Here is a 14,722-nt window from a genome sequence, read left to right as displayed (position 1 = left end):
GCCACGCGGCGGGGCCCCGAGGTCAGTGCTCCTTCTGCGGGGTCACCTCGCTGGGCCGCACCACCACATAGCCCTCGCCCTCCAGCTTCAGCTGGACGGCTTCCCCCGAACCTCCGCGCAGCATCGACCCGATGGACTGCGACCGGTGCAGCGAGGTGTGCAGCCGTGCCGTCCAGCCCACCACGGCGTCGGTGTCCACGAAGACCGGCTGCTGCGGCGAGACCGGGATGACGAGCGGATTGCCCTCGCAGACCAGTCCCAGCCTGCCGTGCCCGGTGAACACGCTGTTGAACAGGCCGCCGCCCGCGATGCCCGCACCCTTCACGGTCTGGATCCGGTACGCCAGTGTCGCGTCGAAGCACAGGACGTTGCGCCCGTTGACGGTGAACTCGTCACCCTGCTCGACATCCACGATGAAGCAGTTCTGCGCCTCGTGCGCGAACCAGGCCTCGCCCTGGCCGCGCACGGCCATCAGCGGCAGCCCCTCACCGGTGACCGCCCGCTTGAGCATCCCGCCCACGCCCTGGCCCTTGCGCTCGAACTGGAGGTTCCCGCGGTAGGCGACCATCGCGCCCTGCCGCGCGAGCATCTCGCCGTTCACGACGTACCGGATGGACTTGGCGTTCTGCACGGACATGCCCGGCCCGGCGGCCGGCTGCACCATGTGGTCGCTGGAAAAGAGATCACCCTTCATGGGCGCATGGTGGCCCGGAAGATCAGGCTCCGCCAAGGCCGGGGATGTTCTGAAACGGCAACAAGTCGACGCGTTCCCCGGGGTACTCGGCCCACCGCCCGAGCAGCGTGCGCCAGCCTGACGAATTTCCCACATCCATGAGCCCGAGTCGAACGCATGATCACAGCAATACGTGCACCAGCGGCCGTCCTGACCGCCTCCCCCTGGCGACGCGACATCCCTCGCCCGCTGAACCGCCCGCTCGGCCCGGGCCGCACCGACTTCCCCCTTTCGGCCAGTGAGCGTCCCGCAAGAGGGGAACGATGTCCCGGGAGTCTCGAGGCGGAGGACGGTGGGCGCATGACGGTGCTCGGGGTCGACATCGGTACGTCCAGCAGCAAGGGTGTGCTGGTCGACGCGGACGGGACGGTTCTCGCCACGGCGGTACGACCCCATGCGGTCAGCCGGCCGAGGCCGGGCCATGTCGAGATGGACGCGGCCGTCTGGTGGGAGGAGTTCGCCTCACTCGCCCGCGAGCTGGTGCGGCCCGGCACCACCGTCGAGGCGGTCGGCGTCAGCGGCATGGGCCCGTGTGTGGCCCTGGCCGACGAGCACGACACGCCGCTGCACCCGGCCATCCTGTACGGCGTCGACACCCGCGCCACCGCCCAGATCGCGCGGCTCGACGCCGAATTCGGCTCCGACGCCGTCCTTCAGCGCTGCGGATCCCTGCTGTCCACGCAGGCGGTGGGCCCCAAGATCGTGTGGCTCGCGGAGCACCGCCCGGGCATCAGCGCCCGCGCCCGGCGACTGTACATGCCCAGCTCCTTCCTGGTGAACCGGCTCACCGGCGCCTATGTCCTCGACCACCACTCGGCGAGCCAGTCCGTACCGCTGTACGACTCCACCGCCCAGGAGTGGTACCGACCCTGGGCGCGCCGTATCGCGCCGGACCTCGAACTCCCGCCCCTGCGCTGGCCCGGTGAGATCGCCGGGCGGGTCACCGCCGACGCGGCAGCCGTAACCGGACTGACCGCCGGCATCCCGGTCGTCACCGGCACCATCGACGCCTGGGCGGAGGCGCTGAGCGTCGGCGCCCAGCACACCGGAGACCTGATGCTCATGTATGGCAGCACCATGTTCCTGATCAACACCGTGGCGGAGCGGCTTCTCGTGCCGCAACTGTGGAGCACGGTCGGCGCGTTGCCCGGCACCCGCAGCCTCGCCGGCGGCATGGCCACCTCCGGGGCGATCACCGACTGGCTACGGGAACTGCTCGGTGTCTTCGACCCCGGCGTGCTTCTCGCCGAGGCCGAGGCGTCCGGGGTCGGCGCCAAAGGCCTTGTGATGCTGCCCTACTTCGCGGGGGAGCGGACCCCGGTCGCCGACCCGGACGCCCGGGGGGTCATCGCCGGGCTGACCGTGGAGCACACCCGGGGCGACCTGTACCGCGCCGCGCTGGAGGCCACCGCCTTCGGGGTGCGGCACAACGTCGAGGCGATGCGCGCGGCCGGCGCCGACATCCGCAGGGTCGTCGCGGTGGGCGGGGGCACCCGGGGCGGTCTGTGGACCCGTATCGTCTCCGACGCCACAGGACTGGAACAGGAGATCAGGACCGTGACCCTCGGTGCTGCCTACGGGGCGGCGTTCCTGGCCGCGAACGCGGTCGGCGACGCCGACATCGACTTCTGGAACCCCGTGCGCGAGCGCATCCTGCCGGATGCCGCCAGGCGGTCCCGCTACGACGGTCTCTACGACCTCTATCTGCGGCTGTACCCGGCGACCCGCGACATCGGCCACGCCCTGGCCCGCCGTCAGCGCGCCACCGCCGACGCTTCCCACGGGTGAGGCCCGCCGCGCGCTACGGCGGGCCTCACCCGTGGGACCGGCTCAGCCCTTGATCTCGGTCCAGGCCTGCACCCACCGGGAGTAGGGCACGCACTTGACGTTCGTCCGCCCGTCGAGGCACTGCTCGATCGGGGTCGTCCAGAACGCGATGTCCTTCCAGTAGCTCTCGTCGGTGGCGTGGAAGGTGTCGCAGAACGCCGGGTCGCTGGTGTGGTCGCAGGACTTGATGTTGGCGGGCGCCTCGCCGTAGTACTCGCCGACCTCCGCGTTGACCTTGGGGGAGATGATCCAGTCCATCCACTTGTAGGCGCAGTTGGGGTGCTTCGCCTTGGCGGACAGCATCCAGGTGTCGGACCACCCGGTGGCGCCCTCCTCCGGAAGGACCGCCTTGACCTTGACGCCCTCGCTCTGCGCGAGGTTGGCGATGACCTGCCAGGTGGTGCCGATGACCGAGTCGCCGCTCTTGAAGGCGGCGATCTCCTTGAGGTAGTCGTTCCAGTACTCACCGACGTCGGGACGCTGCTTCTTCAGCAGGGCGACGGCCTCGTCGAACTGTTTCTGGTCGAGCGCGTACGGATTCTCGATGTGCAGCCCCGGCCGGGTCTCACGCAGATACAGGGCCGCGTCCGCGATGTAGATCGGCGAGTCGTACGCCGTGAGGTGACCCTTGTACCGGGATGCGTCGTCGAACACCGCGGACCAGGACGTCGGCGCGGGTGAGACCTCACGCGTGTTGTACATCAGCAGATTGGCGCCCCGGCCGTGAGGGATTCCGTAGGCCGTGCCGTTGACGGAGTTCCAGCTCTGGTTCTTCAGCCCGAAGAAGACGTCCTGGTAGTTGGGCACCAGGTCCGTGTTCACCGGCGCGGCGTCACCGGAGGCTATGAGCCTGAGAGAGGCGTCACCCGAGGCGGACACGGCGTCGTAGGCGCCCGTCTTCATCAGTTTGACCATCTCGTCCGAACTGGCCGCCACCTTGGTGTGGACCTGGCAGCCGGTCTGCTTCTCGAAGGGGGTGACCCAGTCGGCCTTCGGGTCCGTGGAACCGTCCTCCACGTAACCGGCCCAGGCGATCAGGTTCACCTGACCCTCCGTGGGGCCCAGTTTCGACTTCGCCTTGAGGTCCGGCGGGTTGAAGCCCGCCGAGGAGGACGCGCTCGACTTCGCGAACAGCCCGCAGCCGCTGACGAGCAGCAGTGCGCAGGCGGCGGCCGTCGTTTTGATGGATCTTTTCAGACGCACGGAAATCTCCACGGTGTGGGGAAGTGGGGGGGATCGGGGGCGGATGTGCGGCGGCGGGTGGCGGTCGGTGCATGGGGCAAGCAGGATGCGACGCGAACGAAGGGCACAGCCGGTACGGCCGTGCACCGCATCCGGCGTCGGGACCAGGCCGTTCATGGGCCCGGAGTCCGTCGGCAGGACAGGTCGGCCCCGTTGGGGGACGGGGTGGCCAACACCTTATGGAGTGTCGCTAATCCGATCAACTTCCCTCTGTGCAAGGTAAGTTGACGGAGAGTCAAGATGCGGTGAAGCGAACCGGGCGTATACCGTCGCGTTCATGTCCGACTTCCCGCAGCAGCCCGGCTCCTCGCCGTGCCTCGTACCCCAGGCCGTTCCGACGGGCCCCGGTCCCACCGTGAGAGACGGCGGCCGTCACACGGGTGCGGCCACGGCGACGCTCGACGCGCCCACGGAGGCGGGCGTGGCGGCCCGGGTGCGCCGCACCCTGGAAGCCGTCTTCGACACCGTCGCCCGGGTCCGGGCCGACACCACGGACCTGCTGACCCGGATCGCCGCCCAGGGCCGCTCCCCGGTGACCGCCGACCTCGCCGCGCTGCGCCCCGGCCTCCAACGGGACCTCGCCCGGCAGGCACTGGTCTCCGGCGTCGGCTTCGTGACGGTGCCGGGGCTGCTCGGCGACGCACCGGCCTGGCTGGAGTGGTGGCAGACCGGCTCCGACGGGGCCGTGCGGCCGCTGCTGCTGGACCTCGACCCACGGCAGTCCGCGTACTCCGACTACACGCACTGGGACTGGTTCACTCTGCCCCGCGACACCGGCCGTCGTGCCGTCGCCGGACCGTACGTCGACTACCTCTGCTCCGACGAGTACAGCCTGACGCTGTCCGCACCGGTACACGTGGCGGGCCGGTTCACCGGGGTCGCCGCGGCCGACGTCTACCTGAGGCACTTCGAGGCGGCCGTGATGCCGCTGCTCCAGCAGCTGCCCGGGCCCGCGCACCTGGTCAACGCCCGCGGCCGGGTGGCGGCCTCGGCCGACCCGGCGCACCTGGTCGGCTCACTCACCAAGGGCCCCGACTTCGGCACACTGTTCACCGAGGCGCGGCCGGGCCGCCACGAGGGTCTGCGGCTCGTCCCCTGCGACGGCATCCCGCTCGTACTCGTCGTAGCGGAGGACTGACCCGAGCGCGGGCCGCGGCCCCCTCGCCGACGGGTCACGCGCGTGGCGCCGTGCCGAGCGTGTCCGCGGCCGTCGCCTCGACCACCTCCGCCACCGCCGCGGAGCGCTGACCGCGGTCGGCCTGATCGGTGGCGGTTCCTGCTGGTCTATGGAGCCCTGGCCGCCCGCCGCACCCTACGGCCCCCGGCCATGCGACTGGAGGGTGACGCCGAGCGCTCCCCAGGCGAGCCGTGCTCACCTGCCTCGCGACAACCTGGCTCGACCCGCACGTCTACCTCGACACCGTCTTCCTGCTCGGCTCCCTCGCCGCCGGCCAAGGACCGCTGCGCTGGACCGTCGGCCTCGGCGCGGCCCTCGCCAGCGAGCCTGAGCTCGAACCCGAACGAGAACCCGAACCCGAACCTGAACGAGAACCCGGACCGGAACCCGAACCCGAGCCCGGCCCGGGGGGCCCGCCTGCGGAGGACGCCGAACCATCGGTGATAGTGAACCGGGAATCAAAAGGTGTACGAGGCAGCTAGGACGTCCGTGGACACGAGCGAGAGCACCACCGACAACGGAACAGCGGCGCAGGGCGACGGGCAGGACGGGGCGGGAGCGAAGGGCCGGGGCTGGCGCCGATGGGCGATGGACACCCGGCCGCTGCGCCGCCCCGCCTACCGCCGCCTGTGGTCCTCGACGATCGTCACGGCCGTCGGCAGCCAGCTCACCGCAGTCGCCGTACCCAAGCAGATCTACGACATCACTGGCTCCTCGGCGTGGGTGGGCTACGCCAGTCTCGCGGGTCTCCTGCCGCTCGCCCTGTTCGGCCTGTGGGGCGGTGCGATCGCCGACAGCATGGACCGCCGCACACTCCTTCTGCTCACCAACTCCGGCCTGGCGGTCACATCCGTGCTCTTCTGGGTGCAGGCCGCCATCGGTCTGGACTCGGTCTTCGTGCTCATGGTGCTGCTCGCCCTCCAGCAGGCCTTCTTCGGCCTCAACTCCCCAGCCCGCAACGCCTCCATCGCCCGCCTGGTCCCGGCGGACGAACTCCCCGCGGCGAACGCCCTCAGCTCCACCGTCATGCAGACCGGTCTGGTGGCGGGCCCCCTCCTGGCGGGCGTCCTGATCCCCGTGATCGGCCTGTCCGAGCTCTATCTGATCGACGCCATGGCCCTCTGCGTCACCGTGTGGGCCGTGGTACGGCTGCCCGCTCTGCCGCCCCTGACGGCGGCGGCGAAGAACCGCGCCGGCTGGCAGTCGATAGCAGAGGGCTTCCGCTACCTCTCGCTGCACAAGGTGCTGCTGCTGTCCTTCCTCGCCGACATCATCGCCATGGTGCTGGGCATGCCCCGGGCGCTGTTTCCGCAGCTCGCCGCCCGCACCTACGCGTCCTACGGTGAAGGCCTCGCGCTCGGACTGCTGTTCGCTGCCATTCCGGTCGGGGCGGTGCTGGGCGGTCTCGTGTCCGGTACGTTCTCCCGCGCCCGCCGCCACGGGCTCATGGTCATCGCTGCGGTGATCGCCTGGGGCGTTGCCGTCACAGGGCTGGGACTGACCACCAACCTCTGGGTGGCCGTGGCGTTCCTGGCGGCCGCCGGAGTGGCCGACATGGTCTCCATGGTCTTCCGCGGCGCCATCCTGCTGTCGGCCGCGACCGACGAGATGCGCGGCCGGATGCAGGGGGTGTTCACGGTCGTCGTCGCGGGGGGCCCGCGTCTCGCGGACGTCCTGCACGGTACGGTCGGCTCGGCCGTCGGCGTCCGCACGGCCATCGCGGGCGGTGGCCTCCTGGTCGTACTGGCCACCCTCGGCCTCGCCCTCGCGACACCGGCCCTGCGCGAATACCGGATCTGACCGGCGCTCCGTCCCGGTATCGACCAGGACCCGCGAACCCGATAATCCCCGACCGCACGGCATCCGAATATCCCGGGGCTTTCCCGGCGTTTTCCCGGGAAATTCCCGGGGGGCGATTCCTATTCGGCCGGAGTATGGTCAAGTCATGAATACGGTGAATTATGTACTGCTGGCCGTGACGCAGGAACAGGTCAACGTGTTCGCCGCCTTCCTCGGCGGCATGGTCGTCTCCGGAGCACTGATCTGGGCCGTGCGGATGGGCATGTCCGTACGGGACCGGGAGCCGGAACCGCCCCGCCCCGAGGAGCAGCCCCACCTGCCCGACGGCGGCCCGGTCCTGGAGGAGCGGGAGGCGCGCGAGCCCGAAGAGGTACCGCACGCCGGTCAGGAGAGCGAACGGCTCATGCCGTACCAGCTCCACCACGCGGCGAGCAAACGCTGCGACGACCAGAACCGCAAGCGCTGGCTCCCCGGTTCCAGCGGGGCGTTCGGCAGCGGCGGCCCGGGCCACGTCTGAGCCGCCGACCAGCGCCCCGGCACGGACACAGCCCTCCGGCACCGCGCCCGGCACGCGGTGCCGTGACGTGCGCCCGTCACGGCAGATCGGCCGCCGACTCCTCCGGCGTCAGATCCGGGCGCATCCGCAGCCATGACGGCTGTCTGAGCAGACCGGACCGGGTGCGGGTGCTGTAGCGGACCTCGCCCACGAGCCTCGGCAGCACCCAGCGGGCACCCGGCACCCGGGGGTCCCGGTCGAAGGGGCACACCCGCGACTCCACGGCCTGAAGCATCCGGGCGAGTTCCGCCCGCTCCGCCTCGCTCCAGCCCGTCCCCACCCGGCCCACATAGCGCAGCCGCCCCGCCTCCCGCTGCCCCACCAGCAGCGCCCCGGGCAGGCCCGACAGCCGGCCCTGGCCGGGCAGCCAGCCGCCGACGATCACGTCCACGGCCCGTACGTTGCGGATCTTGATCCAGGACCGGGACCGCACCCCCGGCTCGTACACCGAGTCCAGCCGCTTGCACACCAGCCCCTCCAGACCGGTTTCCCGGGTCGCCTCGAGGGCCTGGGCGCCGTGCCCCACGATCACGCCCGGCGTCGACCAGTGCGGCCCGGCCAGCGCGAGCGCCTCCAGCTCCTGACGCCGTCGCGTGTAGGGCAGCTTGGTCAGGTCGCCCCGCAGGAACATCACGTCGAACAGCACCAGGTGCACGGGGGTCTGTGCCGCGCGGCGCGCCGCGAGCGCCGGGGCGTGGGCCAGTCCCATGCGGGACTGCAACCTCTGGAAGTCCCCCCGTCCCCGCTCGTCCGGGGCCACCACCTCCCCGTCCAGCACGGCGGGCGTCGCGCCCAGGACGCCCCCCAGCGGACGCAGCTCCGGATACGCCCCCGTGATGACCTCCCCCGACCGGGCGCGCAGTTCCAGGCTGCCGTCGCCGGGCAGATACACCACCGCCCGCTGCCCGTCCTGTTTGGTCTCGTACGCCCATTGGTCGTCCTGGCGGGCGGGCGGCAGTGAGCCGGGAGTGGCGAGCATGGGGGCGATCAGCGGAAGTCTCACGGGTCAGTTCTGGACGCCGCCGGGCGCAGCCACGCGCCCCGGCCCGGCATTTTCCCCTGAACGGCGCCCGGGCTATCCCTGTGCGGCCTGAGCGATCAGCTCCTGCAGCCGCAGCCCCCGCCGGGCGTCCAGCCCGCCGGACACCCCGGTGCGTACGGCCGTGGCGAACTCGTGGCGCAGCACCGGCCAGGCCTCCTCGTAGTCGAGCCCCTCGGTGTCGTACACCAGGGGAGGCCGCGGTCCGAAGAGCTCGACGCGGGTGCCGCCCTGCGTCACGTTCACCGAGCCCGACAGCGAGCACTGGCTGATCGCCCCGGTGGTGTGCTCGCACGTGAGCTCGATCCAGCGGCGGGGATCCCCGGTGCCGCGTACCCGGGCGACGGGACCGACCGCCGCGTCCAGCAGGTCGAGCAGATGCGGCCCCACGTCGAGCAGCGCGCCGTGCTCCAGTCGCCACGGGGTCGCGAAGTCCCCGCCGAGGAAGGCGCCGCTCAGCCCGTGGGAGCGCGCGCCGGAGATCTGCGTCTCCCGTGCGGCGGCCAGGAACCGGCGGGCCGCGGGATGGTAGCGGTTGGACAGGACGAGCTGGGAGACGACGCCCGCCTCCTCGACCGCGTCGGCGAGCCGCCGTGCCGGGGACAGATCCTGCCCGAGTGGCTTCTCCAGCAGCAGGGCCCTGCCCGCCCGCGCGGCTTGCGCGGCCAGTTCGGCCTGGACGGCCGGAGGCACCGAGAAGGCCACCGCCTCGCAAGCGTCAAGGAGTTCCTCGAACCGGGTGGTGGCCTTCGCGCCGTACGGGGCCGCGGTCTCCCGGGCCGCCTCCTCGCGGCGCGCCCACACCGCCGTCAGACGGGTCTCGGGCCCGGCCGCGAGCACCCGCGCGTGCACGGCGCGTGCCCAGGGGCCCGCCCCGACGAGCCCCACCCTCACAGGTTCCGCGGTCCACGGTGGCAACTGATCTGTCATGGAACGAACTCCATCACCTCTCCACGGCCTTGAACAGATCCGCGCTCCCGGTCCGGTCAACGGGCTCGAGGGGAAGGAACTTGACCCGACAGAGCCGCCGATCCGGGCAGCGGGGCCCATCTGTTCGACACGCCTGTCCGCGCCCGGGGCGCCATGGCCCTGCACCGGCTGCGCACGACCGTCGGCGACACGGTCTTCCCCCGCTTCCTGCGCGCCTGGGCGGCCGAACACCTCGGCGGGCACGGGACCACGGCCCAGTTCGTCCGTCTCTCGCGGCGGCTGTCGGGCAAGGACCTCGGCGAAAAAAGCTGTTCCGCACCCGGATCGGCACGGCGGGCAAGCCCTCCACCCCTGACTCAGGGCCGCCGGAAGATCGTGATCGAGTGACCGACGTCGTCGATCGCCCTGCTGCCACGGATCAGCCGCTTCAGCCGGCCCTGGGCCTTGGCGATCGACGTGTCGGACACGACGAGCAGCCCGTGCACGCGGCCCGGCGGCACCTTCAGCGGGTCGCGCCCGTGGATGCCGTACCAGGAGGGCACACCGCTGCCCTTGTAGACGAGCCAGACGTCCCGTTCCCGCGGGTAGCGCTCGCGCAGCCGGTCCGCGAGCCGCCCGAGGTCCTGGCCCCAGTCGACGTTGGAGTCGTGGAGCCTCAGACGGGTCTTCGCGGGACCGCCGAACGCCTCATTGGAGTACGGCAGATAGTACGGGTAGGCCCGCAGCGAACTGACCGCGACGAACACCACCAGCAGCGCCGCCGCGGCGTACGCCCACCGCCGCCGCAGGGCGAGCACACAGGCGGCCGCGACGGCCAGGAACACCGGCACGAACAGGGCGTAGCGCACCCCCAGGTCGCGCGAGCCCTGCATGGCCGCCGTCAGCAGCACCGCCGGTACCACCAGCACATACGGCACGGCGGCCCGCAGCGGGGGCACCGCCGCCATGGTCCCGGTGCCGGCGAGCCACAGCGCCAGCATGCCGAGCGGCGTCTTCACCAGCAGCGCGGCCGGCAGGTAGTACCACAGGGAGCCGGTGTAGAGGCGTCCGAACAGATAGCCGTGCCACCGCGCGTTCTCGAAGCCGAACTGGATCCGCATCCCGTCGCGGTACGCGTCGGGGAACGGCAGCCAGTCGATCAGCAGGGCCCGCGGACCGTGCACCGTCGGTACGTGCGCGGGTGGCGTCCACCGCAGCCGGGGGTCCACGGCCAGATACGCGGCCCACACGACTCCCACCAGGATCAGTGCGACACCGGTGGCCGCCGCCAGGGCATGCGCCGCGCGCCGCCACCGGGAAGCGGTACCTCCCGTCGCCCGCCAGTACGACCAGGCGGCCAGCGCCAGCAGGACGGGGATCGCGGGCAGGGTGCTCATCTTCGTGGCGACGGCGGCGCCCGCCGCCACACCCGCGAGGGGCAGATACGGCAGCGGCCGCCGCCGTGCCCTCCACAGCATCCACACCGCGGTCACCACGAACCCCGCGGCGGGCACGTCCAGGGTGGCCAGAGAGCCGTTCGTGATCAGATCGGGGGAGAAGGTGTACAGGGCGAGCGCCGCAAGTCCGCCCAGCCCTCCCACGAGATCGCACGCGAATCCGAAGATAACCAGTCCGAACAGCAAGGTCACCACCATCACCGGCAGCCGGGCCCAGAACATCACCCGCCACGGGTCGTTGCCGGACTCGTACAGCAGCCGCCGCCCCAACCGCCCTTGATCGCCGCGGAATCCGGGCTCCAGGCGCGGATGCGCGAACACCGTGCCACTCGCGACGATCAGCTTGCCGAGCGGCGGATGCTCCGGGTTGAACCGCAGGCTGTGCTCACGGACGTACACCACCGCCGTGCCCACGTACACGGGTTCGTCGATGGTGGGCGTCTGCCGCACGGCGGTGCTGACCATCGCGACGGCCATCTGCGCCAGCAGCATGACCACCAGCAGCGCGAGAAGCGGCCGCCGGTGGCGCCGCAGCCGCTCCCGGCGGCTCCCGCCCTGCCGCCCATCGGCCGGCGCCGCACCGGGAGCCGAGGTGCGCGGGTCGCCGGCCGTGAGGAGCGCCCGCGGTTCATACGTCGTCATGTCCTTTGCTACGTCGGCACGGTAGGAGCTTGCTCAACGGGCGACGCGGTCGCGATCGGCTTCGCCCGAACCGGAAAGGGAAGGGACCACAGCGCGGTTGCCGGGCAGTTCAGGGGCGGGCGTACTCCTGCCGAACAGTGGACGCGAGGTGGGCGAGGGCCTCCTCCGCCCGGGCAGGGTCGGCCACGTCGAGCGCGGCGAGGGCGTCGGCCGCGGCCTCCCGCACCAGCCGGGGCACTTCGTCGAGCGCGGCCATCCGATAGGCGACCGCGCGACGCGCCGCCCGCTCCTCGGCGGTGACCCCCGTCGGCCCCGTGCGCGGGAAGACCGCGGCCTCGTACGCGGCGACGTGCAGGAGCACTCCGTGGGCGATGCCTTCGGAGTAGCCGCGTACACCGGCCTGCCGCCGGGCCGCGGCGAAGTGCGCCAGCGCCCGTCGGCGGAGGAAGAACGCGCCGAGCGCGGTCGCCGCACCGGCGCACGCCGCGGCGGCCAGGGCGGTCCGGGCCCCACCGAAGAGCGCGCCGATGAGGGCGCCGCACGCGGTCGTCAGACAGACCAGCCCGGTGACGAGCAGGCGCAGTGCACGGGCGGGCGTGATCGGGGCCATGGCGTGCAGTGTGCCAGCCGCCGCTGTGCCCCGGGGGAACCCGGTTCCGGCCGGCCGCGGGCGTGATGTGCGACACGTGCGCGCTCGTCCCTCACGGCCACTTCGGGCGATCCGTGCTGCGCACGGCTTGATCGGTGATCAAGAGAGGCAAACACGCTGGCCACGCGGTGTTCGCCGCATTTGACACTTTGTTGCGCGCGCGGATAGGAAACATGGCGCGGAAGTGGAGAGGTGGACTGTGCGCGAGCCCCATGTGATCGGCGACTGGCTGGAATGCTCGGACGAGCACGCCGGTCTGCGTATCCGCGTACACCGCCTGGAAAAGGCGGAGCCGCCGCGCGGGCGGGACGAGTCCGCCGAGGGTCTGACGTATTTCCGCTTCCGGGTGACCGTCGAAAACCGTGGAGGGGACGTCGTCGGCATCCACCTCGAAGACGGCCAACTCGACATCCGCACCGGCCCCGACGGCGAGAGCGCGTTCCTCGACTGGCGCAACTCACAATTCATCGAGGGCTTCGATCTCTATCCGCTGCGCCGCGCGACGGCGCTGCTGTACGCGGCCGCCCCGGAGTCCTGCCTGACGCTCGTCGACATCCAGGTGCAGCTGAAAGCGGGCGACGAGTGGGCCGAGCGGTATCTGTGGTCCGGCGACCTGAACGCACCGGACGGCATGCCCGGAACGGGCACCCGTCCCGAGGGTGTGTCGGAGACCCTCGCCGGACAGATCAGCACGTTCCTGCGTGAGCAGGCGGAACGAGGACCGGGCTGATCCAGACCAAGCCCCCTAGTCGCCACGATGGCGCCAGTACCACACGGCACCGGCCAGGAGGGCGAACAGGAGGGCGAGCGGCACGATCAGGCCGGGGATACGGGCCGGGCTCATGGCGCTCCCCGGAGGACGGGGCGGTGGTGCGGCGGTGCGGTCTTTCCCATGGTCGTGATGGTGCCCTGCTCCGGGACGTCTAGCCACTCTCCTGACGCCCGGAATCGCGTACGAGGTCATCCCCGCGCCCGACGGTCGCCCTCGGTCACTCGCGGTAGACGGTGAGCACGGCGCCGTTCACCTCGATGCGCTGCGGAGTGGGGCCCTCGCCGCGGCGGAGCATGGCGAGGCACTGGTCGAACAGCGCGAGCTCCTCCTCGCTCAGCACGGCCGCGGCGAGGTCGAGCAGTTCACCGATGGCGGCGTCGGTCAGGTCAGCCGGCAACTCGCCGGCGAGCAGGACCACGGATTCTCCCGTCGGCCCTTTGACGATGGCGGTGGTGGGGCCGCCGTGTACGAAGAGCAAAGTTCCCCCCAGTGAGCCCGGGGCGTTCGGCTCACGGGTCCCGGGCAGGAGGAGAGACTAGCGGCGGATCATGGGTGTTTGTGCGGGAGTGGCTTCTTTTGCGGAAGTGGCCGCTGGGGTACGGGTCCGCTCCGCCTGCCGCCGCCCGTGCTCAGGAAGGGTCCGAGTCGCGCTGGAGCAGCGACTCGACCAGGGCCGCGACATGGCGGCGGTCCTCGGCCGACAGCCGCTGGACGCTGGCGATGAGCACGTCGACCTCGGGGTCGCCGGAGGCCTCGGAGGCGGGTGCGGGCTCGCCGGCCGCGGCGTAGAGGTGGATGCCGCAGGCCTCCGCGGCGGCCTGGCGGATGGTCCGCAGGGGCAGCCCGAGGCCCAGAGCCAGCCCTTCGAGCGTGGCCGGCTGGGGCATACGGGCCATGTGATCGGTCGTGGCCAGGTGGTGGACCGTGGAGCGCGGGATACCTCCGCGGCGGGCGACGTCGCCGTACGACCAGCGCTCGCCGTCCAGCCGGTCGCGGATGATCTGCTGCAGTGCGTTGGCCACCGATGGTCACTTCCTGCTCGCCGCCGGGCGGAACTCTTCCGTGTCGGATCATTCTAGGGGCGACTTGGGTGAGTGACGGAAGGTGTTCTCCCGAACCGCTTGCGTCACAGCGGTCCCGGCCCCTAGTGTCCAATCTCGTTGGACAGTCCGTCCGACGGAGTTGGACACGATCCGGGGGGACCTGACCGTGTCCGACGGGAACACATCGCGAACCCTGAGGGGGAATCGATCATGATGGATCCTCGTGAGCTGGACGCCGAGTCCGCGGAGCTGCTGCCGGGCCGTGAGGCGCTGGGCCGGCTGAAGTTCAGCTTCGGTAAGACCGTAAACGTCAGCAAGCACGTCGCCAACGTCTCCGCGCACAACGAGTCGGCCGCGCTCAACGACCACTCCGCGTGGTCGGTGGCGGACTCGGGCGCCGCCCAGTCCATCAACATCAGCCAGTGATCCGGTGCCGCACGGGTCGGTGACTCGGCACCGTGCGGCATCGGGTACCGCCGCGGCGACGCATCACCACACACCTCCGCCCGCCGCGGCGGTATCCCACCTGGCTCCGCAAAGCGACGACACGTCACCACCTCTCGCCGGGCGGTGCCTGAGCCCGCCCGGCCCCATCACGTCTGTCAACGAAGGTCTTTCGGAAAGGACACGCCATGAGCATGAACGCGCACGAGCTGGACGCCGAGTCCGCACAGCTGCTGCCGGGCCGTGAGGCGCTGGGCCGGCTGAAGTTCAGCTTCGGCAAGACGGTGAACGTCAGCAAGCACGTCGCCAACGTCTCGGCGCACAACGAGTCGGCCGCGCTCAACGACCACTCCGCATGGTCGGTCGCCGAGTCCCAGGCCACTCAGTCGATCACCATCAAGCAGTAACCCCCGTACGACGAGGGCACGTTCG

The 14,722-nt window shown here is 71.3% G+C and carries 15 protein-coding genes and 2 pseudogenes; 9 read left to right on the top strand and 8 right to left on the bottom strand.

Translation table 11 applies throughout. The features are described 5' to 3' along the window. Nucleotides 1-22: 22 nt before the first annotated feature. Nucleotides 23-694, bottom strand: coding sequence for an AIM24 family protein (locus tag ABZ823_RS10645; RefSeq protein WP_361656657.1), 672 nt, complete (start codon nt 692-694; stop codon nt 23-25). Nucleotides 695-1,033: 339 nt separating this feature from the next. Here ABZ823_RS10645 and ABZ823_RS10640 point away from each other — a divergent pair, with 339 nt between their 5' ends. Further along, nucleotides 1,034-2,521, top strand: a complete 1,488-nt coding sequence (locus ABZ823_RS10640; protein ID WP_361656654.1) for an FGGY-family carbohydrate kinase — start codon at nt 1,034-1,036, stop codon at nt 2,519-2,521. A gap of 42 nt (nt 2,522-2,563) precedes the next feature. Here the strand turns inward: ABZ823_RS10640 and ABZ823_RS10635 are convergent, their stop codons facing one another. Further along, nucleotides 2,564-3,763 (bottom strand): ABC transporter substrate-binding protein, encoded by a 1,200-nt coding sequence (locus tag ABZ823_RS10635; RefSeq protein WP_361656652.1) that lies wholly within the window; start codon nt 3,761-3,763, stop codon nt 2,564-2,566. A gap of 316 nt (nt 3,764-4,079) precedes the next feature. On the opposite strand from ABZ823_RS10635, the gene ABZ823_RS10630 reads away from it, so the two are divergent. The 4 genes and pseudogenes from ABZ823_RS10630 (at nt 4,080) to ABZ823_RS10615 (ending at nt 7,296) form a co-directional block, all read left to right on the top strand. Beyond that, nucleotides 4,080-4,940, top strand: coding sequence for a hypothetical protein (locus tag ABZ823_RS10630; protein WP_361656649.1), 861 nt, complete (start codon nt 4,080-4,082; stop codon nt 4,938-4,940). Nucleotides 4,941-5,052: 112 nt separating this feature from the next. After that, nucleotides 5,053-5,302: pseudogene (locus tag ABZ823_RS10625) on the top strand (LysE family transporter); the annotation flags it as partial. A 166-nt stretch (nt 5,303-5,468) separates the two neighbouring features. Continuing rightward, a complete protein-coding gene (locus tag ABZ823_RS10620) occupies nt 5,469-6,779 on the top strand; it encodes an MFS transporter (protein WP_361656646.1) in 1,311 nt (436 codons plus the stop codon). A gap of 145 nt (nt 6,780-6,924) precedes the next feature. Continuing rightward, complete coding sequence (locus tag ABZ823_RS10615) at nt 6,925-7,296, top strand: DUF6479 family protein (RefSeq protein WP_361656643.1); 372 nt, start codon at nt 6,925-6,927, stop codon at nt 7,294-7,296. A 76-nt stretch (nt 7,297-7,372) separates the two neighbouring features. Here the strand turns inward: ABZ823_RS10615 and ABZ823_RS10610 are convergent, their stop codons facing one another. Both ABZ823_RS10610 and ABZ823_RS10605 read right to left on the bottom strand, forming a co-directional pair. Next, nucleotides 7,373-8,338 carry an ATP-dependent DNA ligase gene (locus ABZ823_RS10610; protein ID WP_361656640.1) on the bottom strand — a complete coding sequence of 322 codons (966 nt, stop codon included), beginning with the start codon at nt 8,336-8,338 and terminating at the stop codon, nt 7,373-7,375. Nucleotides 8,339-8,410: 72 nt separating this feature from the next. After that, nucleotides 8,411-9,304, bottom strand: a complete 894-nt coding sequence (locus ABZ823_RS10605) for a Gfo/Idh/MocA family oxidoreductase (RefSeq protein ID WP_361656638.1) — start codon at nt 9,302-9,304, stop codon at nt 8,411-8,413. A gap of 99 nt (nt 9,305-9,403) precedes the next feature. Between ABZ823_RS10605 and ABZ823_RS10600 the strand changes: the two are divergent. Next, nucleotides 9,404-9,657: pseudogene (locus ABZ823_RS10600) on the top strand (M1 family peptidase); the annotation flags it as partial. Nucleotides 9,658-9,660: 3 nt separating this feature from the next. Here the strand turns inward: ABZ823_RS10600 and ABZ823_RS10595 are convergent. Next, nucleotides 9,661-11,232 carry a phospholipid carrier-dependent glycosyltransferase gene (locus ABZ823_RS10595; protein WP_361656876.1) on the bottom strand — a complete coding sequence of 524 codons (1,572 nt, stop codon included), beginning with the start codon at nt 11,230-11,232 and terminating at the stop codon, nt 9,661-9,663. Between the two features lie 259 nt (nt 11,233-11,491). Beyond that, nucleotides 11,492-11,992: a hypothetical protein gene (locus tag ABZ823_RS10590; RefSeq protein WP_361656636.1), complete on the bottom strand. Its 501-nt coding sequence runs from the start codon at nt 11,990-11,992 to the stop codon at nt 11,492-11,494. Nucleotides 11,993-12,230: 238 nt separating this feature from the next. On the opposite strand from ABZ823_RS10590, the gene ABZ823_RS10585 reads away from it, so the two are divergent. Next, nucleotides 12,231-12,761 carry a hypothetical protein gene (locus ABZ823_RS10585; protein ID WP_361656633.1) on the top strand — a complete coding sequence of 177 codons (531 nt, stop codon included), beginning with the start codon at nt 12,231-12,233 and terminating at the stop codon, nt 12,759-12,761. 259 nt (nt 12,762-13,020) lie between these two features. On the opposite strand, the gene ABZ823_RS10580 is transcribed toward ABZ823_RS10585, so the two are convergent. Beyond that, nucleotides 13,021-13,221: a hypothetical protein gene (locus ABZ823_RS10580; RefSeq protein ID WP_361656630.1), complete on the bottom strand. Its 201-nt coding sequence runs from the start codon at nt 13,219-13,221 to the stop codon at nt 13,021-13,023. Nucleotides 13,222-13,432: 211 nt separating this feature from the next. Beyond that, nucleotides 13,433-13,825: a transcriptional regulator gene (locus tag ABZ823_RS10575; protein WP_361656627.1), complete on the bottom strand. Its 393-nt coding sequence runs from the start codon at nt 13,823-13,825 to the stop codon at nt 13,433-13,435. 234 nt (nt 13,826-14,059) lie between these two features. Here ABZ823_RS10575 and ABZ823_RS10570 point away from each other — a divergent pair, with 234 nt between their 5' ends. Next, on the top strand, nt 14,060-14,272 hold the full coding sequence (locus ABZ823_RS10570; protein WP_361656873.1) for a hypothetical protein: 213 nt from the start codon (nt 14,060-14,062) through the stop codon (nt 14,270-14,272). Between the two features lie 206 nt (nt 14,273-14,478). Then, entirely contained in the window at nt 14,479-14,697 is a 219-nt protein-coding gene (locus tag ABZ823_RS10565; protein WP_361656625.1) for a hypothetical protein, read from the top strand. The last annotated feature ends 25 nt before the right edge of the window (nt 14,698-14,722 follow it).

The organism is Streptomyces sp. NPDC047079 (assembly GCF_040643755.1).
Lineage (GTDB): Bacteria > Actinomycetota > Actinomycetes > Streptomycetales > Streptomycetaceae > Streptomyces.
The sequence above is the reverse complement of the archived record's forward strand: the minus strand, read 5'-3'. Positions and strand labels throughout refer to the sequence as shown.

What these genes read in the sequence shown, in the direction of transcription:
- ABZ823_RS10565 (WP_361656625.1), top strand. Translation starts at nt 14,479, where the DNA reads ATGAGCATGAACGCGCACGAGCTGGACGCCGAGTCCGCACAGCTGCTG.
- ABZ823_RS10605 (WP_361656638.1), bottom strand. Translation starts at nt 9,304, where the DNA reads ATGACAGATCAGTTGCCACCGTGGACCGCGGAACCTGTGAGGGTGGGG.
- ABZ823_RS10640 (WP_361656654.1), top strand. Translation starts at nt 1,034, where the DNA reads ATGACGGTGCTCGGGGTCGACATCGGTACGTCCAGCAGCAAGGGTGTG.
- ABZ823_RS10645 (WP_361656657.1), bottom strand. Translation starts at nt 694, where the DNA reads ATGAAGGGTGATCTCTTTTCCAGCGACCACATGGTGCAGCCGGCCGCC.
- ABZ823_RS10570 (WP_361656873.1), top strand. Translation starts at nt 14,060, where the DNA reads ATGGATCCTCGTGAGCTGGACGCCGAGTCCGCGGAGCTGCTGCCGGGC.
- ABZ823_RS10595 (WP_361656876.1), bottom strand. Translation starts at nt 11,232, where the DNA reads ATGCTGCTGGCGCAGATGGCCGTCGCGATGGTCAGCACCGCCGTGCGG.
- ABZ823_RS10630 (WP_361656649.1), top strand. Translation starts at nt 4,080, where the DNA reads ATGTCCGACTTCCCGCAGCAGCCCGGCTCCTCGCCGTGCCTCGTACCC.
- ABZ823_RS10615 (WP_361656643.1), top strand. Translation starts at nt 6,925, where the DNA reads ATGAATACGGTGAATTATGTACTGCTGGCCGTGACGCAGGAACAGGTC.
- ABZ823_RS10590 (WP_361656636.1), bottom strand. Translation starts at nt 11,992, where the DNA reads ATGGCCCCGATCACGCCCGCCCGTGCACTGCGCCTGCTCGTCACCGGG.